This window comes from Escherichia sp. 10290, from assembly GCF_030295155.1.
GTDB classification, from domain to species: Bacteria; Pseudomonadota; Gammaproteobacteria; order Enterobacterales; family Enterobacteriaceae; genus Escherichia; species Escherichia coli_F.
This window is the reverse complement of record NZ_AP025741.1, coordinates 2190044-2212938: the sequence shown is the minus strand read 5'-3', so window position 1 is coordinate 2212938 and position 22895 is coordinate 2190044. Positions and strand designations below refer to the sequence as shown.

Genomic DNA, 22895 nt, shown 5'->3' with positions numbered 1-22895 from the left:
ATCCGTCAGTCCTTTCTCTATCCCCAATCCAGTCCTTGTGGCGAACTTGAAAATCCCGCCTCACGCAGCAGCGTAAACATCGGCGTTTGCCGGACCGGTAGGTCATTCACTTCTGTTAGCGTAAAGCGCAGCCGTGGTTCGCGACGCAGTGCGGTAGTCAGCGCGTGGAAAATCTCTGGGGCGAGTAATTCCTCTTTTTCCTGCCAGACCAGCATTTTTTTGCCACCTTGCGCCAGATAGAGTAACAATTTGCCGCCAGAAACGACCACCAGCGCACCCGCCCGACGCGTTGGTATCAGCGTTGCCGGATGTGCAGGCCAGGGCAGAAGATTTCCCCATGCATTAGCCGGATCGTTGGCAGAGAGCGCCACTGGTGTATAGTGGCGCGTTTGCGTGGCTTGTGTCGCCAGATCGCGCAATCGGTCAATAGTCAGACGTTCAGCGAATTGCGCGCCACCCAGACTTTCTACAAAACGACCTCGCATAATTCGCCCGGAGTCTTCCATACTTCGACAAAGCGTTTGCATCGATGGAAACCCGCCAGGGATATTTTCGGCTATCACCGCCTGACGACTGATGATGCCGTAGCGGTCGAGCATATTTTCCGCCAGCGCCAGCATCCTTTCGGTATCGTTTAGTGGCTCCACCTGCAATAACGACCAGCGTCCAGCCAGATTTGGTGTGTTGTAAGATAGCAGCGGCGAGACGGGTTGCGCATAGACAGGACGTCCACGACGAGCCCGGTGGCTGCGACGAGTTGAGGTGCGTGTGTTGGTACTGCTGCGGGTGAGGGCGCGTAACGGTGCCCAAATGTCGCTGGTGATGACGCCTTGCCAGACCAGCGCCCATAACGCCTCTTGCAGGGCTGAGGGAGCAACCGATTCGTCGATTTTATCGCGTATCCGTTGGCTGATTTGTTGTGCAAACCAGGCTCCTCCGTCAGCCAGAACCGTGACTATCGCTTGCTGCAGCGCCGAACGATTCGCCTGATTCGCTTCGGCGGGAGTGAACGATTCTGCGGCATATTCCTGTAGATGCAGTGCCACCAGACCGTCATCTTCACCCAGTTTTTTTTGCCCCGACCAGATAACCGCACCGGTTGCCAGTAATTCATCGAGCATTTCTGGCGAATAGTCGCGTACGCGGGCAGGCAGGATCTGGCTTTCCCAGAGTGAGGCGGGTAAACCGACTCCGGCAAGCTGTTCGATCACCCGCACGACGCCATCCACACCCTCATAAACGCCTGGCGATGTTGAGGCAAAGAGTGCCGGGCTACCATCGGTGGCGGGTAATACGCCCTGACGTTCCAGCAGCAATCGCGCATAGGTCGTGGCCGCAACGGGACGTGTCGCTTCTCTGGCGGCTTGCAGCGAGCGCAAACGCAGACGACGAAATACTTCATCGCTCACCCAGATGCCTTGTTGCAGATTCATCACCAGCCCCTGTTCGCGCAGTTGCTGAAGTTGCTCTTCGACAATGGCAATACCGAGACTAAACTCATGAGCCAGTTGTTCAGACGTGACCAGAGCATGAGCCCGGAGATAGCGCAGAAAGAGGTCGCGAAGCGGGTAACTGACTCGGTGCAAATAAATCTCTGGCAGTGACTCTGGTAGTCGTACGCCGAGGGCATCGCGCAGCCTGGCGGCATCATCCATACAGGCAAGACGCTCCTGCCCGCTAATCATCGTCGGGAAGATTCGTTTTACTGCAAGAAGATTTTCCAGATACGACGCAATCTTTTCACTGCTGCCTGTATGCCGTTGCGCCAGGTCTTCAACGGTCATTGGCCCCAGTTCGCGCAGCAGGTCGAACAATCCTTCTTCACCTTTCGCTCTTCTACCAGAAGCCAGTCGTTGCAACTCTTCTTCCACCTGGCGAATGACCTGCGGGTCGAGTAATTCCCCCGGATCGACCTGTCCGAGTAGATTGCGCAGTAACTCGCTGTCCAGCGACAGTACGGATGCCCGGCGCTCTGCCAGCGGGGCGTCGCTCTGGTACATAAATTCCGCGACATAGCCGAACAATAAACTGGCGGCGAAAGGCGAAGGCGTAGGGGTCGTTACATCGGATATTTGAATTTCGCCACCGTTCAGGCGACGCATCAAACGTTCCAGCGCGGGAAGATCATAAACATCTTGCAGACATTCGCGTAGGGTTTCGAGAATGACCGGAAAATCCGGATATCCCTGAGCGATTTCCAGCAACTGACTGGCGCGTAGCCGTTGTTGCCAAAGCGGGGTGCGATGGCCCGGCGTGCGGCCCGGCATTAATAATGCCCGCGCGGCGCATTCGCGAAAACGGGCGGCGAAAAGTGCCGAGCTGCCTACCGCCTCGCGGACAATTTGCAGCAACTTTTCTGGTTCAAACAAAAAAATCGCGGCATCGGGCAATTTACCATCGGTGTCAGGAATGCGCGCAACAATGCCGTCATCACTGGCAACCACAGACGCGTCAGCGCCCCATAGTGCATGTATTCGCCCGGCAATCGCCAGCGCCCAGGGTTCATGCACCCGTCTTCCATAGGGAGAGTGCAAAATAATACGCCAGTCGCCAATTTCATCACGGCACCGTTCGAGGACCAGATGACGACTACCCGGAACGATGCCCGTCGCGTTGCGCTGCTCGTCAATCAACCCCTGAATATTGGCGATCGTATTTTCTTCTGCCAACCACGGGGGAATAGTCCCGGAAAAGAACGCGCCATCCGCCAGTAAATGGAGAAAATCGCCGATCATCTCGCCTAATTCTGCCGGACGTCCGTTACCTTCACCACGCCAGAAGGGAAGGCGGGCAGAACGACCTGGAGCAGGAGTCACAATCACCTGATCGCGGGTGATTTGCTGGATCCGCCATGAGGTAGCGCCGAGAGTGATAATGTCGTTCACCCGCGACTCATATACCATCTCCTCATCCAGTTCACCCACCCGCCGCGAACCGGCCTGTTCTTCACCTTCGGGTAATAACACGCTATACATGCCACGATCCGGAATGGTGCCACCGCTGGTAACCGCCAACAGCTGAGCGCCAGGTCGGGCGGTCAATATCCCGGTCTCCCTGTTCCAGACCAGTTTTGGTCGAAAAGCAGAAAAATCGCCAGAGGGATAGCGCCCGGAAAGCATATCCAGCGTGGCGTCAAAAACACGTCTTGGCAGATCTTTCCACGGTGCGGCACGGCGTACGCGGGAGTACCATTCGTCTGCCTGTAATGCATCCATCGCCGCGGTGGCAACGGTCTGCTGCGCAAGGACGTCGAGTGGATTATGCGGTGGTGTCAGGTTTTCCAGCCTGCCTGCGAACATACACTCAACAATGACTGCGGAATCGACTAAGTCACGCCTGGTTCGGGGGAAAAAAAGCCCTTTGGAGATACCACCTACCTGGTGTCCGGCACGTCCAATGCGTTGTAACCCACTGGCAACAGAAAGCGGCGTTGCCACCTGAATTACCAGATCCACCGCGCCCATATCAATCCCCAGTTCGAGACTGGAGGTTGCGACCACGCAGCGTAATTCACCCGATTTCAGCGCCTGTTCGGTGATGGCTCGTTGTTCTTTAGACACGGAGCCGTGGTGTGAGCGGGCAATAAAAATGTCGCTACTTTGTACACGGTTAGAGGTTGCGCCGGAGGTCGACTCGAAATGGGCCGCATCAACGGCGATAGACGGGGAACGCTGTAAGCGTGCGGCGTAAAGCTCATTCAATCGTGCCGTCAGTTTTTCCGCCAGCCCGCGTGAATTAGTAAAGACAATGGTCGAGCGATGGCGCAAAACTTCATCAAGGATACCCGTTTCAATATATGGCCAGATGGAGCCTTCTCGGCCGGCATGGCTGTCTTCGCCGGTGCCGCTGGCGACCGATGAGACATCATCCATATTGGCGACCGGTACGACAATCCGTATCTGCGGATGGCGCATTGCGGGCGGGTTGACTACCGTAACCGGGCGATCGCCACCAAGAAATGCTGCCACATCGCTGGCTGAGCGTACAGTGGCAGAAAGGCCAATTCGCTGTGCTGAGGTGTGGAGCAGCGCATCGAGCCGCTCCAGACTTAACGCCAGATGCGCACCACGTTTACTGCCCGCTACCGCGTGGACTTCATCAATAATTACCGTTTCGACGCCGCGTAGCGTTTCGCGCGCGCGGGAGGTCAGCATCAGATAGAGTGATTCGGGTGTGGTGATCAGAATATCCGGCGGATTACGGGTGAGTTTGCTGCGTTCCTGTGCAGGCGTATCGCCAGTACGGATCCCCACGCGAAGATTGACTTCCGTTTCGCCGCGCCGCCGCCGTTCATCGGCAATACCCTGTAACGGGATCTGCAAGTTGCGCTGAACGTCGGTGCCCAGAGCTTTGATCGGTGAAATATAGAGAATGCGTGAGGTTTTACGCTTATGCGCCTCGCGGGTATCTTCGCCGCCTTCGCGGAAGAGCTGATCGAGGGCGTAGAGAAATGCTGCCAGCGTTTTCCCGGAGCCAGTCGGTGCAATCACCAGCGCATGTTCGCCTCGCGCCGCCACATGCCAGGTTTGCGACTGGACAGCGGTCGGCTGTTTAAAGGCGCGAAGAAACCAGTCGCGGGTCGCCGGTGAAAACACGTCCGGCAGGGGCGATGAAGGGTTTAGATTATCTGCCATTAACGCTATTCCCCGTGAATATCATGCATGATGCGTGGAATAGCCTCACTATAGATGCCTGAATCATTGCATGTCATCAGGCATCGACTCGATTACACCTCTTCGGCGGCAGGTAGCGGCCAGCCTCCCAGACGTTTCCAGCGGTTGACGATTTCACAAAACAGCACAGCAGTGCGTTCGGTGTCGTACAGCGCGGAGTGCGCCTGGGTGCTGTCGAAGTCCATGCCAGCGGTCTGGCAAGCCTTTGACAATACGGTTTGTCCGAGTGCCAGCCCGGCCAGTGCAGCAGTGTCAAAAGTGGCGAAAGGGTGGAACGGGTTACGTTTCAGTGAGGCGCGTTCTGCGGCGGCCATCATAAAGCTGTGATCAAAATTGGCGTTGTGCGCCACCATAATGGCGCGGTTACAGCCGCTCGCTTTAATGCCTTTACGTACAACTTTAAAAATTTCGTGCAGCGCCTCGTATTCGCTGACCGCGCCGCGATCGGGATCGTTCGGGTCAATGCCGTTGAAGGCGAGGGCCTCTGGCTGCAAATTTGCGCCGACAAATGGTTCTACGTGGAAATGTAATGTGGTGTCCGGCATCAGCCAGCCTTGTTCATCCATTTTCAGGGTGATGGCGGCAATCTCAAGCAGCGCATCGGTTTTGGCGTTAAATCCGGCTGTTTCAACATCGATCACAACAGGATAAAAACCACGAAAACGGTCGCACAGACCGGTAAGTTGAGCGTTATCGGACATCTGATTCTCTTAATACGGATAAATTGCAGCGCGCATTATGACAAATATTACTTGTCGATGCAGTAAAGATGCGGGCGCGATGAGTTCACGCCCGGCAGGAGATTAGTTGCCCAGACCGCGACCGGCGTCTTTCTCTTCGATTAATTCAATTTTGTAACCGTCCGGATCTTCCACAAACGCGATAACCGTAGTGCCGCCTTTTACCGGACCCGCTTCACGGGTGACGTTACCGCCGTTCTGACGGATTTTTTCGCACGCTTCAGCGGCGTTATCTACGCTAAGCGCGATGTGACCATAAGCAGTGCCGAGTTCGTATTTATCCACGCCCCAGTTGTAGGTCAGTTCAATCACCGCTTCTTCGGTTTCCGGGCCATAGCCAACAAACGCCAGTGAGTATTTGTATTCCGGGTTTTCGCTGGTACGCAGCAGTTTCATGCCCAGTACTTTGGTATAAAAATCGATGGAGCGTTGCAGATCGCCAACGCGCAGCATGGTATGAAGAAGACGCATCTTTATATCCTCAAAATGGCTAACAGATTCAAAATGTTGTTTTAGTATAGCGGCGGCTTTGCGCCGCTCGCAATGCTGGATTACAGCGTCGGGTAATCGGTATAGCCTTCCGCGCCGCCACCGTAGAAACTTTCGGCACGCTGTGGGTTAAGCTCAGCTTTGCGCTGCAAGCGGGCAACCAGATCCGGGTTCGCAATCCAGTCACGACCAAATGCCACCGCATCAATTAACCCTTTGCCGATCAGCGTTTCAGCTTTTTCTACCGTGTATGCCCCTGCGCCGATAATCGGACCGTGGAAACGGGCACGTACTTTTTCGCGGAACGCATCAGTATACGGTTCACCTCCCGCCCAATCTGGTTCTGACATATGCAGATAAGCAATGCCGCGTTTGCCCAGTTGTTCAATCAGATACAGTGCATCGGCTTCTTCATTTGGGCCATTATCCGTGTTCTGGAAAGTACCGATTGGCGAAACACGAATGCCAATGCGATCGGCACCCCATTCTTCAATCCCGGCATCGACCACTTCCAGCACCAGACGTGCGCGATTTTCCACGCTGCCGCCGTACTGATCGGTACGATGGTTTGAAGAAGGAGAAAGGAACTGATGCAGTAAATAACCGTGAGCAGAGTGTAGCTCCACCAGATCAAACCCAGCTTCACGGGCGTTAGCGATGGCCTGGCGGAAATCATTGACGATGCCCGGAATCTCTTCCCGTTCCAGTGCTCGTGGCATGGATGTTTCAACGCGGATCGCCTGACCTTTTTCATCGCGCAGAGAAGTACGCGTTCCCGCGCTAAGTGCAGAAGGCGCTACCGGTGCCTGACCGCCAGGCTGCAGGCTGGCGTGAGAAATTCGCCCCGTGTGCCACAGCTGCACGGCCATATGACCATTTTCAGCATGAACGCCAGCGGTGATTTTTTTCCATGCGGCAATTTGCTCCGGACTATGGATGCCAGGCGCGCCTGCATATCCTTTTGCCTGGGCGGAAATTTGCGTGGCTTCGCTAATAATCAAACCGGCACTGGCTCGTTGGCGATAGTATTCCGCCATCAACGGGGTAGGGATGTCACCCGGTTCAATACTGCGCAGACGCGTCAGCGGTGCCATAAAAATACGGTTTGCCGCCGTGATCGCGCCCACTTTCAGTGGGGAATACAGTTTTTCAGATGACATAAAGGCTCCCGGTGGTCTGGTGATAAAAAATGCCTGCTAAACGGCAGGCGTCGCAATAATGGTTTTTACATGGGCCAGCGCGTTTTCCAGTGGCTCGAAACTGCGCGAAATTTTGGCCTGCAAATTCGCGCCAAGCCACAGTGCGTAAAGCACTTGTGCCTGTTGCAGCGGTTCGCCACAAAAGGTTAAACAATGGTTCTCACGGCCATTTTCCAGCGCCTGAGAGAGCAGGGCGATTACGCCGCGAGCCCCTTTATCCATCGCGCTGCGCATATCTTCTGACAGATCGCACACTTCGGCAGAGAGTTTTACTGTCAGGCAACCACTGATGGTTCCATGTTGGCAAAACTGGTTCAGTGTTTGCTGGTAATAAGCCAGTATGCGGTCGCGGTAGTTACCTTCGCCGGATTGCAGCAACTCCGTCAGTCGCTGGTGATATGCGGCGTAATGGCGCTCAAGCATGGCAACGCCAAACGCTTCTTTAGAGCGAAAGTAGTGATAGAAGGACCCTTTCGGCACTTCAGCCGTTTTTAGTAATTCGCTTAGCCCCATCCCGGTGAATCCACGTTGCAGGCAAAGTTGCTCGCCCGTCGCCAGGAGATGTTCGCGAGTATCATGTTCGGTGTGTTTGTTCATGTGTTGGAGTGTAGTAGACCAGTCGGTCTAGTGCAAGCAAAGTTGCTACTTTGGGCATTAACAGCTTCAATAATGGTAATAATCTTATCTGAGGAGGGCGAGGTGGCGGAGCAATTAGAGTTCTTTCCCGTCCAGAGCCCGTGCCGGGGAATTTGCCAGTCTGACGAACGCGGATTTTGTCGCGGCTGTTTTCGTAGTCGGGATGAGCGTTTTAACTGGAATAAAATGAGCGATGGCGAAAAACAAGAGGTGCTGCGCCTTTGTCGGCAGCGATTAATGCGCAAATTACGTGCAATTAAGCCAGCGTCATCAGACGAACCGGAGCAACCATCACTCTTTTGAGCCTAATCTTGCGTATACTCCTCTCATATCTGATAAGAGGAAGCGATTATGGTTCAGCGTATTACTATTGCGCCGCAAGGCCCGGAGTTTTCCCGTTTTGTGATGGGCTACTGGCGATTGATGGACTGGAATATGTCCGCCCGCCAGCTGGTCAGCTTTATTGAAGAGCATCTGGATCTCGGCGTAACTACCGTGGACCACGCTGATATTTATGGCGGCTATCAGTGCGAAGCAGCGTTTGGCGAGGCGCTGAAACTGGCACCTCATCTGCGTGAACGGATGGAAATTGTCAGCAAATGCGGTATCGCGACGACCGCGCGTGAAGAAAACGTCATTGGTCATTACATTACTGACCGCGATCACATCATTAAGAGCGCCGAACAGTCGCTGATTAATCTCGCGACCGATCATCTGGATCTGCTGTTGATCCACCGCCCGGACCCGTTAATGGATGCCGATGAAGTGGCGGACGCGTTTAAACACCTGCATCAGAGCGGCAAAGTGCGCCATTTTGGCGTATCGAACTTTACGCCTGCGCAATTTGCGCTGTTGCAATCACGCCTGCCGTTTACCCTTGCCACTAATCAGGTGGAAATATCCCCGGTGCATCAGCCGTTACTGCTGGATGGCACGCTCGACCAACTGCAGCAACTGCGTGTTCGTCCGATGGCGTGGTCTTGCCTTGGTGGTGGTCGTCTGTTTAATGATGATTATTTCCAGCCTCTGCGTGATGAACTGGCTGTGGTGGCGGAGGAGTTAAACGCGGGCTCTATTGAACAGGTGGTTTACGCCTGGGTTTTACGTTTACCGTCGCAGCCGCTGCCGATAATCGGCTCCGGTAAAATTGAGCGCGTGCGAGCAGCTGTTGAAGCAGAAACCCTGAAAATGACTCGCCAACAATGGTTCCGTATCCGTAAAGCGGCACTGGGTTACGACGTACCGTAAGCACTTTTAGGAATAGCCGCCGTTCAAAAAAGTGTCACTGGTTTACACTTATTCAGGAATGCACAATGAACGGAGGTCCTATGAAACGTTTTAGTCTGGCTATTCTGGCGCTGGTTGTTGCTACCGGCGCGCAAGCTGCCAGTGAAAAAGTCGAGATGAACCTCGTCACGTCGCAAGGGGTTGGGCAGTCAATTGGTAGCGTCACCATTACTGAAACCGATAAAGGTCTGGAGTTTTCGCCCGATCTGAAAGCATTACCCCCCGGTGAACATGGCTTCCATATTCATGCCAAAGGAAGCTGCCAGCCAGCTACCAAAGATGGCAAAGCCACAGCGGCGGAATCCGCAGGCGGGCATCTTGATCCACAAAATACCGGTAAACATGAAGGGCCAGAAGGTGCTGGGCACTTAGGCGATCTGCCTGCGCTGGTTGTCAATAATGACGGGAAAGCTACCGATGCCGTCATCGCGCCTCGTCTGAAATCACTGGATCAAGTCAAAGATAAAGCGCTGATGATCCACGTTGGTGGCGATAATATGTCCGATCAACCTAAACCGCTGGGCGGTGGCGGTGAACGCTATGCCTGCGGTGTAATTAAGTAATTAAGAGGCCAGCGTACCTTGCGGCGGTGCTTGCTCAAGTTGCGAAAGCGAGCAGTACAGCCGCCAGACAATTGCCGCCAGGTCCTGGGCGGCAGGTTGATGATGACGGGCAAGGCTGTCGCAAATCCGCTGTAATTCTGCAAGTGTGGCCGCCAGTGATTTTTGCTGAACGCCACGCTCACTCATCACTCCACGTAACAATGAAATACAGTTATCCCGTACTCGCGATAACGGATCGGAACGCGATTCCCATTCGCGCAATTGCCAGACAACATGAGAACAGTTCAACAACACCACCCCCCAGCGTAATAACCAACGGCGAGCCAGCGCATCCTGGCTGTTACTTAACTGACTGACGTGATGATAAGTGAGTGATTCAAAATCGCTTTCACTCAGTGTTGGATGGCGGCTTAGTTGGTCGACAAAATCCCGGCGCAGTGCGCGAATATGACGACGGCTTTTACGAGCATCCGACCCAGGTCGCAGAATGGCGAACGCTAGCCACGCCAGCGCTACGCCAACAATTTTTGCCAGATTATCATTAAGAAAATCAGCGAAATCATACACCGGAGGATTAGTGACAGCGATAAACGACCCCATAAATACAATCAGTTGTCCCCAAAGCGCGGCAAATTTGGGCATCTGCAATTTAAGAAGCTGCATTGTCGCCAGTAGTGGGAAGAGAAACAGTAAAAATTGCCACAGATCGCTAATCTGAACCATCAGGCCAAATTTGACCGCAAAGCTAAATAGCGAAAGTAACACTAGCGTGCGCATTAGCAGTGACAAGGACTTAAACGGTGCCGCGACGGCGGAGTAGAGTACGCAGCTAATTGCGGCCAGCGTTAATGCATTGGCACCGGCATCCCATTGTGAAGCGATACTCCATGCGCCAATTATCATCAATGTACAAAATGTTCGTAGTCCGCTCCACATAGCTTCGGCGTTATCGGTATGACGTGCCAGGCCGGATGTCCGTGGGAGTTTGGCATGATCATCTACGCCGCTTTGCAGACGATGTAATTCCTGACTGCTTTGCAGATAAAGATGGCAAAAATAGCGTAGTCGCTGCCAGAAGGCGACGTGCCGGTAGTCGGCGACGTTGGTCGGGCGTAGCGGGGCAATAATACGTGCGACGGTGTAAACATCTGTTTGCGAACTGGCGAGCGCCGTCAGCAACTGTTCGAGAATTTCTCGTGTGGCACCTGGCGGTGAGGGCCAGTTGAGCAACATACGTCGCAGGCTGGAAATGACGCTGGTCATACGTAATTGCTGGTGGAGCAGCGCATTAAGGCGCGCGTTTTGCTGGCGAAAACGATAGTGGCTCCAGAAAGCCTGGATACGCAGCAAATTCATGGTCAGTATCTGCCCAATCACCCCCTCATGTGCTGCACGAATGGCATCGGTTGTTTCAGGCTGCCAGAGTAAACTGGCATGTTCCAGCAATCGGGCGTGCATGTTTTTCAATGCGGTTAAAAGGGCTGTAGCATCGGAACTGCTCGGCAGGATCATCATCATCATGCCGCCGCACAAAATACCGACAATCACCTCGCAAACGCGCGCCTGAGCGATATCCCACAGCTGGCTGGCCTCAGTAATATTAACCATCGGAAAGGCGATGATGGCAGCCGTGTAGCCCGCCAGTTGAAATGCATACGCGACGTTATTCGTGAAGTGCGCACAGGCCCAGGTACAAAAGCCAATCCATGCTGACATACTCAATAGAAAAAACCACGGCTCGTTGAGCGTATGTCCGGCAAGAAGCAATGCCGCGATGGCTCCCAGCAAACTACCCGCGATGCGTCCGAGGCTTTTGCTGATCACACCGCCAACGGTGGGAAAGCTAACCACGGCAGCCGAGGTCATCGCCCAATAGGGCTCATCAAGATTCAAATAATAGGCAATCGTCAGCGCCAGACACATGGCAATGGTATTGCGTAACGCATAACGCCATTGCGCCAGCGTGGCCCTGAACCAGGGCAAATTGCGCAAGGACCATGACGATGCACTCATTATTGACCTACGGCAATGCTACAGGTGGTGCCCGACACCAGCGTGACATCGCCTGGGACTTTATCCAGCGCAAAGCGGACCGGAACACGTTGGGCGAGGCGAACCCAGGGGACGTTAGGTTTCACATCCGGAATAAGGCTTGAGTCACTTTCAACGCTCTGATCATAAATCGCCCGACCGATACTGGAAACGTGACCCTGTAACGTTTTGTTATCACTATAGAGGGTAATTTGTGCTGGTGCACCTTCGCGGATATGGCGCAACTTGGTTTCTTCAAAATAACCAATGACGTAAAACGAGTGGCTATCGACAAGAGCAAACAGCGGTTTCCCGGTGTCAGCGTAATCGCCGATGCGGGTAGTAAGATTAGTCACCCATCCGCTCACCGGGGCGCGAATTTCCGTTTGCGCCAGTTGCCATTGTGCCTGTTTCAACGTCGCCTGTGCGGCATCAACACTGGCCTGCATCGCTTTAACATTGAGGTTAGCGGTATCGAGTTCTTCGGCAGAAATAAAATTTTGTGAGAGATGACGACGACGATTCGCTTCGTTATTGGCTTTTGCGAGGTCAGATTGCGCTTTCGCCAGCTGAGCCTGTGCGTTCAGCTCGGCGATCTGAAAGGGCGTTTTATCGATCGTGAGCAGAAGATCCCCCGCGTTAACCAGCTGGTTGTCTTTTATATTCAGCTCAACAATACGTCCCGACACCTGTGGGGTGATAGAAACCTGTTCTGCGCGTATTTTCCCGTCGCGTGTCCACGGAGATTGCATGTAATAATTCCACAGCCACCATCCGGCAAGAACCGCAACTACCGCTACAATGATTGTTGAGAAATACTTAATTGTTTTAATTGACATAGTTACCACGCAATCAGTATTGCCAGGGAAAGGCAAACGCAAATCGCAAACAGCGATAAATCCATTAACAAGGGATGCCAGATGTCACCGGCGTAGATCCAGCCACGAAGCAGGCGGTGTACGACAAGCCAGATGACGAATCCAAACGCGAAGGCTTTGAAAAACGGAGGAAAGTAGACGGACGCACCGAACACCAGATCTTGTAAGGGCAATCCTGTTGCATTGAGCATAAACTTCACAAAGTAGATTCCTTTACGACCGAATATATTGCGTTAGATTAATAAATATTCTTTAAGTGCGAAAAATTTACGCGCAATTTCTGAAAAGTATGTCTGACGGTAACCAAATGCAGCAATACATTTGTTTTAGCAATACAATTGCTGCACACTATTCTAAAAGCCGCATAATATCTTAGCAAGCTAATTATAAGGAGATGAAATTGGAATCGCCACTAGGTTCTGATCTGGCACGGTTGGTGCGCATATGGCGTGCTCTGATAGACCATCGCCTGAAACCGCTGGAGTTAACACAAACCCATTGGGTCACGTTACACAATATCCATCAGTTACCTCCAGACCAGTCGCAAATTCAACTGGCAAAAGCGATTGGCATCGAGCAGCCATCACTGGTCCGTACTCTGGACCAACTGGAAGAAAAAGGGTTAATTTCGCGTCAAACTTGTGCCAGCGATCGTCGGGCTAAACGTATTAAACTGACGGAAAAGGCAGAGCCGCTGATCAGCGAAATGGAAGCTGTTATTAACAAAACCCGCGCGGAAATTTTACATGGCATCTCCGCAGAGGAACTGGAACAACTGATTAAGCTCATCGCAAAACTTGAGCATAATATCATTGAGTTACAGGCCAAAGGGTGAAATAAAGGGGGCGTGTGGTCAGTAACCTGACCACACGCAAACTTATTTAGCGCGGGGAAACGGTCACCTGACTGCCATTGCTGGCCAGTACGACACGTTGGCCCGGAGAGAAACGAGTGTTGCCTTGTTTCTGTACCACCATGATGGTATTACCATCGTCTTTACGAATTTCCAGCTCGACACCCTGCGTTTTGTTCATTGCACTCTGTACGCCCTGACCGGCTACGCCACCTGCAACAGCGCCTGCTGCAGTAGCCAGAGAACGCCCGGTTCCGCCACCAACAGTATTCCCCAGGAAACCACCAAGAACAGCACCGCCAATTGCGCCGATAACGTTGGAATCATCACCGCCCTGAATCTGTACCGGACGTACGTTAACGATGGTGCCATAGCTGACATTCTGTACTTGTTTCGCTTCAGAAGCGGTATAAACATCCCCTGACAGGGTGTCGTTATTAACACAACCGACAAGAGACAGACCTACCATTGAAACAACCAATACGCGTTTAATCATTGAAAAATCTCCTGTTCACCATGAAACGCCACGCAAGCATCCCTCATGGTCAAAGTATATGGCATATGTGAATCCATGGTTACATGTTCTACCAAATATGAGCAAATCATAATGAAAGTAGGATCAACCAATTATAAACAAAACATTCATGATGATTATTGATTTGAAGATAATGTTTTACTACCAACGGTAAAAATCGGTCATTCCGCATGGTATTCACGAAAAGTTTATGTTTGAGTGGTGCGCAAACGTCAGATTGAAAAAGGATGAACTATGAAATCGGGCCGCTTTATTGGCGTTATGTCAGGCACCAGCCTTGATGGTGTTGATGTTGTGTTGGCGACAATTGATGAACACCGGGTCGCACAGCTGGCAAGTTTGAGCTGGCCGATCCCGGTGTCTCTGAAACAGGCTGTACTGGATATTTGCCAGGGCCAGCAGCTTACACTTTCGCAGTTTGGACAGCTTGATACTCAACTCGGGCGACTTTTTGCTGATGCGATCAATGCCTTGCTTAAGGAACAAAACCTGCAGGCGAAAGATATCGTTGCGATCGGCTGTCACGGTCAAACCGTCTGGCATGAACCGACGGGCGTGGCACCACACACTTTACAGATTGGCGATAACAATCAAATTGTGGCACGCACCGGAATTACGGTTGTCGGTGATTTTCGCCGTCGAGATATTGCCTTGGGAGGACAAGGCGCACCGCTGGTACCTGCGTTCCATCATGCGCTGCTGGCTCATCCAACCGAGCGACGAATGGTGCTCAATATTGGTGGCATCGCCAATCTGTCACTGCTCATTCCTGGGCAGCCGGTAGGGGGCTACGATACCGGCCCTGGTAACATGCTGATGGATGCCTGGATCTGGCGTCAGGCAGGTAAACCTTACGATAAAGATGCCGAGTGGGCACGGGCGGGTAAAGTCATTCTCCCACTGCTGCAAAATATGCTCAGCGACCCGTATTTCTCGCAACCTGCACCGAAAAGCACCGGACGCGAATACTTTAACTACGGCTGGCTGGAGCGCCATTTGCGCCATTTTCCGGGTGTTGATCCCCGTGATGTACAGGCGACACTGGCAGAACTCACCGCCGTGACCATTTCTGAACAAGTTTTGTTGAGCGGTGGCTGCGAACGATTGATGGTATGTGGTGGAGGAAGTCGTAATCCGCTACTCATGGCGCGTCTGGCGGCATTACTGCCAGGCACAGAAGTCACCACCACCGATGCCGTTGGCATTAGTGGCGATGACATGGAAGCATTGGCTTTCGCCTGGCTTGCCTGGCGGACGCTGGCGGGATTACCAGGAAATCTGCCTTCCGTCACTGGCGCAAGCCAGGAGACGGTACTCGGGGCTATTTTCCCCGCTAACCCATGATATCAGAGTTAACTGAATTTTTCTTACCGCGTCTGCCGTTACACTTGGAACGTTAGGGAGGGCGTATTGCCCTCCAGACCAGGAAAGTCTTCGGGATATGTCTATGAAAAAACTGTTACTGATCTGTTTGCCGGTCCTTCTCACCGGCTGTAGCGCGTTCAATCAACTGGTTGAGCGCATGCAAACCGATACGCTGGAATACCAGTGTGATGAAAAACCGTTGACGGTCAAACTGAATAATCCGCGCCAGGAAGTCAGTTTTGTTTACGATAATCAACTACTGCATCTCAAACAGGGCATTTCTGCGTCTGGTGCACGTTACACCGACGGGATCTATGTTTTCTGGTCGAAAGGCGAGGAAGCGACTGTCTATAAACGCGATCGCATCGTCTTGAATAACTGTCAGTTACAAAATCCACAGCGTTGAGATTTTTCCAGGGGCGGCGCACAATAGCGTCACCCACTGACAATCCGTAAAGAAAACCATGTCTGATAACGACGAATTGCAGCAAATCGCGCATCTGCGCCGTGAATACACCAAAGGCGGATTACGCCGCCGCGATCTTCCCGCCGCTCCATTAACCCTTTTTGAACGCTGGCTCTCTCAGGCGTGTGAAGCCAAACTGGCGGACCCTACCGCGATGGTGGTCGCTACCGTGGATGAACATGGTCAGCCTTATCAGCGCATCGTTTTACTCAAACATTACGACGAAAAAGGCATGGTGTTTTACACCAACCTCGGCAGCCGTAAAGCACATCAAATCGAAAATAATCCGCGCGTTAGCCTGCTGTTCCCGTGGCATACCCTTGAGCGCCAGGTGATGGTGATCGGTAAAGCGGAACGACTTTCGACTCTCGAAGTGATGAAATATTTTCATAGTCGCCCCCGTGATAGCCAGATTGGTGCATGGGTTTCGAAGCAGTCCAGTCGCATTTCTGCCCGCGGTATCCTTGAAAGTAAATTCCTGGAGCTGAAGCAGAAGTTTCAACAGGGCGAAGTGCCATTGCCGAGTTTTTGGGGCGGTTTTCGCGTCAGCCTTGAACAGATTGAGTTCTGGCAGGGCGGTGAGCATCGCCTGCATGACCGCTTTTTGTACCAGCGTGAAAATGATGCGTGGAAGATTGATCGTCTTGCCCCCTGAAAAGATGCAAAAATCTTGCTTTAATCGCTGGTACTCCTGATTCTGGCACTTTATTCTATGTCTCTTTCGCATCTGGCGAAAAGTCGTGTACCGGCAAAGGTGCAGTCGTTATATACATGGAGATTTTGATGGCAAGCAGTAACTTGATTAAACAATTGCAAGAGCGGGGGCTGGTAGCCCAGGTGACGGACGAGGAAGCGTTAGCAGAGCGACTGGCGCAAGGCCCGATCGCGCTCTATTGCGGCTTCGATCCTACCGCTGACAGCTTGCATTTGGGGCATCTTGTTCCATTGTTATGCCTGAAACGCTTCCAGCAGGCGGGCCACAAGCCGGTTGCGCTGGTAGGCGGCGCGACGGGTCTGATTGGCGACCCGAGCTTCAAAGCTGCCGAGCGTAAGCTGAACACCGAAGAAACTGTTCAGGAGTGGGTGGACAAAATCCGCAAGCAGGTTGCCCCGTTCCTCGATTTCGACTGTGGAGAAAACTCTGCTATCGCGGCGAACAACTATGACTGGTTCGGCAATATGAATGTGTTGACCTTCCTGCGCGATATTGGCAAACACTTCTCCGTCAACCAGATGATCAACAAAGAAGCGGTTAAGCAGCGTCTCAACCGTGAAGATCAGGGGATTTCGTTCACCGAGTTTTCCTACAACCTGTTGCAGGGTTATGACTTCGCCTGTCTGAACAAACAGTACGGTGTCGTGCTGCAAATCGGGGGTTCTGACCAGTGGGGTAACATCACTTCTGGTATCGACCTGACCCGTCGTCTGCATCAGAATCAGGTGTTTGGCCTGACCGTTCCGCTGATCACCAAAGCAGACGGCACCAAATTTGGTAAAACTGAAGGCGGCGCAGTCTGGTTGGATCCGAAGAAAACCAGCCCGTACAAATTCTACCAGTTCTGGATCAACACTGCGGATGCGGACGTTTACCGCTTCCTGAAGTTCTTCACCTTCATGAGCATTGAAGAGATCAATGCCCTCGAAGAAGAAGATAAAAACAGCGGTAAAGCTCCGCGCGCTCAGTATGTTCTGGCGGAGCAGGTGACACGTTTGGTGCACGGTGAAGAAGGTTTGCAGGCAGCAAAACGTATTACCGAATGTCTGTTCAGTGGTTCCTTGAGTGCGCTGAGTGAAGCGGACTTCGAACAGCTGGCGCAGGACGGCGTACCGATGGTTGAGATGGAAAAAGGTGCAGACCTGATGCAGGCGCTGGTCGATTCCGAACTGCAACCTTCCCGTGGTCAGGCGCGCAAAACTATCGCCTCCAATGCCATCACCATTAACGGTGAAAAACAGTCTGATCCTGAATACTTCTTTAAAGAAGAAGATCGTCTGTTTGGTCGTTTTACCTTACTGCGTCGCGGCAAAAAGAATTATTGTCTGATTTGCTGGAAATAATGCATTAAGTGGAAAGGGGGAGTGAGAAATCACTCCCCCTGGTTTTTATACAGGGAACATGATGAAAAATATTCTCGCTATCCAGTCTCACGTTGTTTATGGTCATGCGGGTAACAGTGCGGCAGAGTTTCCGATGCGCCGCCTGGGCGCGAACGTCTGGCCGTTGAACACCGTTCAATTTTCTAATCACACTCAATACGGCAAATGGACTGGCTGCGTGATGCAGCCCAGCCATTTAACCGAAATTGTGCAAGGCATTGCCGCCATTGATAAATTACACACCTGTGATGCCGTATTAAGTGGCTATCTGGGTTCGGCGGAGCAGGGTGAACATATCCTCGGTATCGTTCGTCAGGTGAAAGCAGCGAATCCGCAGGCGAAATATTTTTGCGATCCGGTAATGGGTCATCCGGAAAAAGGCTGTATCGTTGCACCGGGTGTCGCAGAGTTTCATGTGCGTCACGGTTTGCCTGCCAGCGATATCATTGCGCCGAATCTGGTTGAGCTGGAGATACTCTGTGAGCATCCGGTAAATAACGTCGAAGAAGCGGTTCTGGCAGCGCGTGAACTCATTGCGCAAGGGCCACAAATTGTGTTGGTTAAGCACCTGGCGCGAGCTGGTTACAGCCGTGACCGTTTTGAAATGCTGCTGGTTACCGCCGATGAAGCCTGGCATATCAGCCGTCCGCTGGTGGATTTTGGTATGCGCCAACCGGTAGGTGTCGGTGATGTGACGAGCGGTTTACTGCTGGTGAAACTGCTTCAGGGGGCAACGCTGCAGGAGGCCCTGGAACATGTGACCGCTGCAGTATACGAAATCATGGTGACCACCAAAGCAATGCAGGAATATGAGCTGCAAGTGGTTGCTGCTCAGGATCGTATTGCCAAACCAGAACATTATTTCAGCGCAACAAAGCTCTGAAATATCTCATTTCGGCCCACAACAACCTGTGGGCCGATGGCTATTACTTTAAGCCTTCCGCTGACAGCGCGTCTTGTACTTCCGGACGTTCAGCCATACGTTGCATAAATGCCGCGATGTGCTCTAACCCTTCCAGATTCAGTTTCACCGCGTATGCCCAGCGCAGAACCGTAAACAGATAGGCATCAGCAATTGTAAATCGTTGCCCGCAGATCCAGTGCTCATCCTTCAGTGCATCGTTCACATATTGCAGCTTCTTCTCCAGCTGCGCGCGAACTGTCGGTTTGTACTCTTCCGGTGTATCAGGGCGAAACAGAGGTGTGAAGCCTTTATGCAGCTCGGTGGCGATGTAATTCAGCCATTCGATGGTTTTATAGCGGGAAATACTGTTTACCGGTGCCAGCAACTGGCGGTCGGGGACGCTGTCGGCAAGATACTGCATAATTGCTACGCCTTCCGTCAGCAAAGTACCATCGTCCAGCAGCAATGCAGGCACCTGTCCCTTAGGGTTAACGGCAAAGTAATCGTCACCGTTTTCGAGACGTTTTTTCATTAAATCCACACTGACGAGCGTAAAATCCTTTCCGCTCTCACGCAGGGTGATATGGGAAGCGAGAGAGCAGGCGCCCGGTTTGTAGAACAATTTCATCGGTAACTCCTTTTGTCTGTGGTTTAAAGTATGGTAGTGCGTTGCTGAACAAAAAAAAGCCGCTAACGAAAAGTTAGCGGCTTGTAAAAGAGTTTCCCTGAATTTTACGCTACAGCAGCTTTCGCCGCTTTGTCTGCAGCGTCATCCTGCGTCATGCGGTGCAGTTTCGGCGCGGTCAGCAGCATCAGTACTGCAATAACGGCAGTAGCGACACCAATCTGCAAGAATACGCGACCATAGACTTCCAGTGACATCAGTGGATCGGTAACGTTATCCGGCACAGCCATCATACCCGCAACATAACCACCAATCAGGTTTGCACCGGCAGTGGTCAGGAACCAGCTACCCATAATGAAGCCCATCAGACGCTGCGGAACGAGTTGTGCAACCATTGCCAGACCCAGACCAGAGATCATAAGTTCCCCGATACTCTGCAGGCCATAGCTTGCGACCAGCCAGCTTACAGACACGATACCTGCGTCAGACGCGAATTTTGCACCCAGCGGCAGAATCAGGAACGCACCAGAACACATCACCATACCGATTGCAAACTTAGTTGGCATCGGCAGGGTATCGCCCATCTTGTTATAGATAGCGGCCAGAATCGGGCTACCAATGATAATCCAGAACGGGTTCAGTGCCTGATACTGCTCAGGTTCTACGGCCAGGCCCAGAATGGTGTGTTCAACGTTACGAATCGCAAAGAAGTTCAGTGACGTTGGCATCTGGCTGTACAGCACGAAGAAGATAATGGCTTCGAGCATCAGGATGAAGGCAACGATCATTTTACGACGCGCAGCACCTTTCATCGCGAAGGCTTCTTTACCGAAGATAACCACGATACCAAAGGCAACAACGCCCAGCGCCATACGCGCAACTTCCTGATTGTGCAGCAGCCAGGTGGCGATAGCGATCAGTGCCACAACACCAATAATGGTCAGCAGCAGGTTACGGTAGTTGATAGGCTCGAAGTCTGGTTTTGAACCGTACTGTTTAACCCAGCGTTGGCAGAAGGCAAAGTTAACGATAGTGATCAGCAGGCCTACAACGCTCAACGCAAACGCAACACTCCAGCCGTATTTCGCGGCCAGCCACGGGGTGGCGATCATAGAGAAGAAAGAGCCGATGTTGACGGACATGTAGTACATGGTGAATGCACCGTCCAGACGCGGGTCGTTTTTCTCATAGCATGTAGAAAGCAGAGAAGACGGGTTAGCTTTAAATAGGCCGTTACCGACCGCAATAGCCGCCATACCCATATAAACGATACCGGCGTCGTGACCAGACCAGGCAACCAGAGCATAACCAATCGCCAGCACAATAGCGCCAAGCATAATTACGCGTTTAGTACCCAGTACCTTGTCACCTAACCAGCCGCCGATAGCGACCAGACCATAAACCAGGGCACTAAAGGAAGAGAAAAGGGTGATTGAATCCGCTTCAGACATACCCAGTTGTTTAACCAGGTAAACAGCCATAATTCCTTGTAGGCCGTAATAACCAAAACGTTCCCATAACTCAATCGAGAAGATGAGATAGAACGCCTTCGGTTGTTTGAAAGCGTTCAAACTGACGCTTTCAGTTGGTTTTTGGTTTGCAGTGGACACTTTTACCTCTTTTTTTACATCCCATATTAACGGGGGTGCTTTCTCGCGTTATGCCTAAAAAACATACGCGCAATTGTTATAGTGGGAGGGGAAACGGCAGGTAATGTTCACTATCTTGCACTTTCAGACAAGTCCTTTGTAATAATCTGTTACATATAACTGAGGCGGGGAATTCAACCATTCCGGGAAATGTTATCCAGCGTTAAATTTTTCAAAAAACGTAACGGCAGATTTTTTCACTACCCTGAGAGGGGGATGATGGCTTAACGGCGATATGTTCTGCTATTTAGCGTTTTTCCTAGTGAGATAGTCCAGTTTCTGAAAAATAGCCAGTGTAATGTTTTGTAGGTCAATATTTGTTGCGTGTGTAAATTTAAATGATTTTAACCTAGTTCTTGCAATGTTTTTACATTGCCACAGCATCGTGATCTTGATCACGAATGAATAGAAAATTTCGCTATTAAAAAAACAATTAACCTGCATTTTTGGTTATCCGCAAACGGATTACCTGATGATAACGCTAAGCAATGGCATCATTGACGTTAAAAAGATGTTTTAAAAGAGGATAAAGAAAGGTTATCAATGGGGTAATCGGTGTTACCCCTTTTCTTCAGATGTCAACTTTCTCTTTGTATTCACAAAGATCTTCAATAATACAAGAGCCACAGCGAGGCTTGCGGGCAATACAGGTATAACGCCCGTGCAGGATCAACCAATGGTGGCAGTCGACTTTAAACTCTGCCGGAACCACTTTCAGTAGCTTTTCTTCTACCTGTTCGACGTTTTTCCCCGGCGCAAATTGAGTACGATTACAAACGCGGAAAATGTGCGTGTCGACAGCAATAGTCGGCCAGCCGAATGCAGTGTTTAATACGACGTTGGCTGTTTTACGACCTACACCAGGCAGGGCTTCAAGCGCAGCACGATCTTCCGGAACCTCGCCATTATGCTGTTCCAGTAAGATACGGCAGGTTTTGATGATATTTTCTGCTTTGCTGTTATAAAGCCCAATGGTTTTGATATAGGTTTTCACCCCTTCGACGCCCAGTTCAAGCATCGCTGCAGGCGTATTCGCTACCGGGTAGAGTTTCGCCGTCGCCTTATTAACACTGACATCGGTCGCCTGAGCGGAAAGCAGTACGGCAATCAGCAATTCAAAAGGCGAACTGAAATTAAGCTCGGTGGTGGGATGAGGATTGTTCTCACGCAGGCGAGTGAGGATCTCCAGGCGTTTTGCTTTGTTCATCAGACATTCCCTGTTTCACCGTTTGGCAATGCACGTTCGGCAGCTGCTTCAGCACGGCGCTTTTTCATTCTTTCATCAATCAGGTATTTCCCTGCCAGCATCAGTCCCAGGCCAATAAATGCACCTGGTGGCAGCATTGCCAGCAGGAAAGGGGAGTCGGTGTGGAAAATCTCCACGCGTAATACTTTGGCCCAGCTACCTAACAGCGCATCTGCACCGTCAAACAACGTGCCATTGCCGATAATTTCGCGTAGTGAACCCAGCACGAACATGGCACAGGTTGCGCCCATACCAATCGAAAAACCATCCAGTGCCGAAAGTGCCGGACCTTTTTTAGCAGCGAAGGCTTCAGCGCGCCCCACAACAATACAGTTAGTGACAATCAGCGGAATAAAAATCCCTAACGATTGATACAGACCAAAGGCGTAGGCGTTGATCAGCATCTGTACAGCGCTGACCACCGAGGCGATGATCATCACGTAAATGGGAATGCGGATCTCGGCTGGCGTCCAGTGACGCAGCGTCGAAATGGTCAAGTTGGTCAGCGTCAGTACCAGCGTAGTCGCAAGTCCTAAACCCAGAGCGTTAGTGGCAGTGGACGTGACCGCCAATAGCGGACAGAGGCCGAGCAGCTGGACCAGCGCAGAGTTGTTTTTCCACAACCCCTGAACAATAACGTCTTTAATTTCGCTCACGCT

Annotated in this window: 22 protein-coding genes; 9 read left to right on the top strand and 13 right to left on the bottom strand. The window is 51.9% G+C overall.

What is annotated here, in order from left to right:
* Positions 1 to 17: 17 nt before the first annotated feature.
* The 5 genes from QUE74_RS11200 to nemR form a co-directional block, all read right to left on the bottom strand.
* The gene (locus QUE74_RS11200; RefSeq protein WP_001354697.1) at positions 18 to 4634 is read right to left on the bottom strand and encodes an ATP-dependent helicase; all 4617 of its coding nucleotides are present in this window, start codon (positions 4632 to 4634) and stop codon (positions 18 to 20) included.
* A gap of 92 nt (positions 4635 to 4726) precedes the next feature.
* A complete protein-coding gene (rnt, locus tag QUE74_RS11195) occupies positions 4727 to 5374 on the bottom strand; it encodes a ribonuclease T (protein WP_001282281.1) in 648 nt (215 codons plus the stop codon).
* Between the two features lie 102 nt (positions 5375 to 5476).
* Positions 5477 to 5884: a lactoylglutathione lyase gene (gloA, locus tag QUE74_RS11190; protein ID WP_001237796.1), complete on the bottom strand. Its 408-nt coding sequence runs from the start codon at positions 5882 to 5884 to the stop codon at positions 5477 to 5479.
* Positions 5885 to 5964: 80 nt separating this feature from the next.
* The gene (nemA, locus tag QUE74_RS11185) at positions 5965 to 7062 is read right to left on the bottom strand and encodes an N-ethylmaleimide reductase (protein ID WP_000093576.1); all 1098 of its coding nucleotides are present in this window, start codon (positions 7060 to 7062) and stop codon (positions 5965 to 5967) included.
* Positions 7063 to 7098: 36 nt separating this feature from the next.
* Positions 7099 to 7698: a DNA-binding transcriptional regulator NemR gene (nemR, locus tag QUE74_RS11180; RefSeq protein ID WP_001032937.1), complete on the bottom strand. Its 600-nt coding sequence runs from the start codon at positions 7696 to 7698 to the stop codon at positions 7099 to 7101.
* Between the two features lie 102 nt (positions 7699 to 7800).
* Between nemR and QUE74_RS11175 the strand changes: the two genes are divergently transcribed.
* From QUE74_RS11175 to sodC, 3 genes are all read left to right on the top strand, one after another.
* Positions 7801 to 8040, top strand: a complete 240-nt coding sequence (locus tag QUE74_RS11175; RefSeq protein WP_001354696.1) for a DUF1289 domain-containing protein — start codon at positions 7801 to 7803, stop codon at positions 8038 to 8040.
* Between the two features lie 48 nt (positions 8041 to 8088).
* Positions 8089 to 8985: an aldo/keto reductase gene (locus QUE74_RS11170; protein WP_000250656.1), complete on the top strand. Its 897-nt coding sequence runs from the start codon at positions 8089 to 8091 to the stop codon at positions 8983 to 8985.
* Positions 8986 to 9065: 80 nt separating this feature from the next.
* Positions 9066 to 9587 (top strand): superoxide dismutase [Cu-Zn] SodC, encoded by a 522-nt coding sequence (sodC, locus tag QUE74_RS11165; protein WP_001353183.1) that lies wholly within the window; start codon positions 9066 to 9068, stop codon positions 9585 to 9587.
* On the opposite strand, the gene QUE74_RS11160 is transcribed toward sodC, so the two are convergent.
* Genes QUE74_RS11160 through QUE74_RS11150 form a run of 3 tightly spaced genes read right to left on the bottom strand, consistent with a single transcriptional unit; the run spans position 9588 to position 12696 of the window.
* On the bottom strand, positions 9588 to 11600 hold the full coding sequence (locus tag QUE74_RS11160; RefSeq protein WP_001276784.1) for an FUSC family protein: 2013 nt from the start codon (positions 11598 to 11600) through the stop codon (positions 9588 to 9590).
* On the bottom strand, positions 11600 to 12457 hold the full coding sequence (locus tag QUE74_RS11155; RefSeq protein ID WP_001300356.1) for an efflux RND transporter periplasmic adaptor subunit: 858 nt from the start codon (positions 12455 to 12457) through the stop codon (positions 11600 to 11602). Before QUE74_RS11155 ends, QUE74_RS11160 begins: the two co-directional genes overlap by 1 nt.
* Positions 12458 to 12459: 2 nt before the next feature.
* On the bottom strand, positions 12460 to 12696 hold the full coding sequence (locus QUE74_RS11150) for a DUF1656 domain-containing protein (protein ID WP_000670999.1): 237 nt from the start codon (positions 12694 to 12696) through the stop codon (positions 12460 to 12462).
* Positions 12697 to 12896: 200 nt separating this feature from the next.
* Between QUE74_RS11150 and slyA the strand changes: the two genes are divergently transcribed.
* Entirely contained in the window at positions 12897 to 13331 is a 435-nt protein-coding gene (slyA, locus tag QUE74_RS11145) for a transcriptional regulator SlyA (RefSeq protein ID WP_000445640.1), read from the top strand.
* A 46-nt stretch (positions 13332 to 13377) separates the two neighbouring features.
* On the opposite strand, the gene slyB is transcribed toward slyA, so the two are convergent.
* The gene (gene slyB / locus QUE74_RS11140) at positions 13378 to 13845 is read right to left on the bottom strand and encodes an outer membrane lipoprotein SlyB (RefSeq protein WP_000597196.1); all 468 of its coding nucleotides are present in this window, start codon (positions 13843 to 13845) and stop codon (positions 13378 to 13380) included.
* Positions 13846 to 14118: 273 nt separating this feature from the next.
* Between slyB and anmK the strand changes: the two genes are divergently transcribed.
* The 5 genes from anmK (at position 14119) to pdxY (ending at position 18695) form a co-directional block, all read left to right on the top strand.
* On the top strand, positions 14119 to 15228 hold the full coding sequence (gene anmK / locus QUE74_RS11135) for an anhydro-N-acetylmuramic acid kinase (protein WP_000835040.1): 1110 nt from the start codon (positions 14119 to 14121) through the stop codon (positions 15226 to 15228).
* A gap of 97 nt (positions 15229 to 15325) precedes the next feature.
* Positions 15326 to 15655, top strand: coding sequence for a C-type lysozyme inhibitor (mliC, locus tag QUE74_RS11130; RefSeq protein WP_000061974.1), 330 nt, complete (start codon positions 15326 to 15328; stop codon positions 15653 to 15655).
* 58 nt (positions 15656 to 15713) lie between these two features.
* A complete protein-coding gene (pdxH, locus tag QUE74_RS11125) occupies positions 15714 to 16370 on the top strand; it encodes a pyridoxamine 5'-phosphate oxidase (protein WP_001282302.1) in 657 nt (218 codons plus the stop codon).
* A gap of 128 nt (positions 16371 to 16498) precedes the next feature.
* Complete coding sequence (tyrS, locus tag QUE74_RS11120) at positions 16499 to 17773, top strand: tyrosine--tRNA ligase (protein WP_001295400.1); 1275 nt, start codon at positions 16499 to 16501, stop codon at positions 17771 to 17773.
* Between the two features lie 61 nt (positions 17774 to 17834).
* Positions 17835 to 18695: a pyridoxal kinase PdxY gene (pdxY, locus tag QUE74_RS11115; RefSeq protein ID WP_001354695.1), complete on the top strand. Its 861-nt coding sequence runs from the start codon at positions 17835 to 17837 to the stop codon at positions 18693 to 18695.
* A gap of 43 nt (positions 18696 to 18738) precedes the next feature.
* Here the strand turns inward: pdxY and gstA are convergent, their stop codons facing one another.
* The 4 genes from gstA to rsxE form a co-directional block, all read right to left on the bottom strand.
* Positions 18739 to 19344 carry a glutathione transferase GstA gene (gene gstA / locus QUE74_RS11110; RefSeq protein WP_000765742.1) on the bottom strand — a complete coding sequence of 202 codons (606 nt, stop codon included), beginning with the start codon at positions 19342 to 19344 and terminating at the stop codon, positions 18739 to 18741.
* A 104-nt stretch (positions 19345 to 19448) separates the two neighbouring features.
* Positions 19449 to 20951 carry a dipeptide/tripeptide permease DtpA gene (gene dtpA / locus QUE74_RS11105; RefSeq protein ID WP_000100942.1) on the bottom strand — a complete coding sequence of 501 codons (1503 nt, stop codon included), beginning with the start codon at positions 20949 to 20951 and terminating at the stop codon, positions 19449 to 19451.
* 610 nt (positions 20952 to 21561) lie between these two features.
* The gene (gene nth, locus QUE74_RS11100) at positions 21562 to 22197 is read right to left on the bottom strand and encodes an endonuclease III (RefSeq protein ID WP_001030339.1); all 636 of its coding nucleotides are present in this window, start codon (positions 22195 to 22197) and stop codon (positions 21562 to 21564) included.
* Positions 22197 to 22892, bottom strand: coding sequence for an electron transport complex subunit RsxE (rsxE, locus tag QUE74_RS11095; protein ID WP_001289652.1), 696 nt, complete (start codon positions 22890 to 22892; stop codon positions 22197 to 22199). The genes nth and rsxE overlap by 1 nt, the downstream gene beginning before the upstream one ends.
* Between the last annotated feature and the right edge of the window lie 3 nt (positions 22893 to 22895).

Coding starts and splice junctions, on each gene's coding strand:
- gstA (WP_000765742.1), bottom strand. CDS start 19,344: ATGAAATTGTTCTACAAACCGGGCGCCTGCTCTCTCGCTTCCCATATC.
- QUE74_RS11160 (WP_001276784.1), bottom strand. CDS start 11,600: ATGAGTGCATCGTCATGGTCCTTGCGCAATTTGCCCTGGTTCAGGGCC.
- nemA (WP_000093576.1), bottom strand. CDS start 7,062: ATGTCATCTGAAAAACTGTATTCCCCACTGAAAGTGGGCGCGATCACG.
- anmK (WP_000835040.1), top strand. CDS start 14,119: ATGAAATCGGGCCGCTTTATTGGCGTTATGTCAGGCACCAGCCTTGAT.
- nemR (WP_001032937.1), bottom strand. CDS start 7,698: ATGAACAAACACACCGAACATGATACTCGCGAACATCTCCTGGCGACG.
- tyrS (WP_001295400.1), top strand. CDS start 16,499: ATGGCAAGCAGTAACTTGATTAAACAATTGCAAGAGCGGGGGCTGGTA.
- nth (WP_001030339.1), bottom strand. CDS start 22,197: ATGAACAAAGCAAAACGCCTGGAGATCCTCACTCGCCTGCGTGAGAAC.
- pdxY (WP_001354695.1), top strand. CDS start 17,835: ATGAAAAATATTCTCGCTATCCAGTCTCACGTTGTTTATGGTCATGCG.
- QUE74_RS11155 (WP_001300356.1), bottom strand. CDS start 12,457: ATGTCAATTAAAACAATTAAGTATTTCTCAACAATCATTGTAGCGGTA.
- mliC (WP_000061974.1), top strand. CDS start 15,326: ATGTCTATGAAAAAACTGTTACTGATCTGTTTGCCGGTCCTTCTCACC.
- slyB (WP_000597196.1), bottom strand. CDS start 13,845: ATGATTAAACGCGTATTGGTTGTTTCAATGGTAGGTCTGTCTCTTGTC.
- sodC (WP_001353183.1), top strand. CDS start 9,066: ATGAAACGTTTTAGTCTGGCTATTCTGGCGCTGGTTGTTGCTACCGGC.
- QUE74_RS11200 (WP_001354697.1), bottom strand. CDS start 4,634: ATGGCAGATAATCTAAACCCTTCATCGCCCCTGCCGGACGTGTTTTCA.
- QUE74_RS11170 (WP_000250656.1), top strand. CDS start 8,089: ATGGTTCAGCGTATTACTATTGCGCCGCAAGGCCCGGAGTTTTCCCGT.
- gloA (WP_001237796.1), bottom strand. CDS start 5,884: ATGCGTCTTCTTCATACCATGCTGCGCGTTGGCGATCTGCAACGCTCC.
- rnt (WP_001282281.1), bottom strand. CDS start 5,374: ATGTCCGATAACGCTCAACTTACCGGTCTGTGCGACCGTTTTCGTGGT.
- pdxH (WP_001282302.1), top strand. CDS start 15,714: ATGTCTGATAACGACGAATTGCAGCAAATCGCGCATCTGCGCCGTGAA.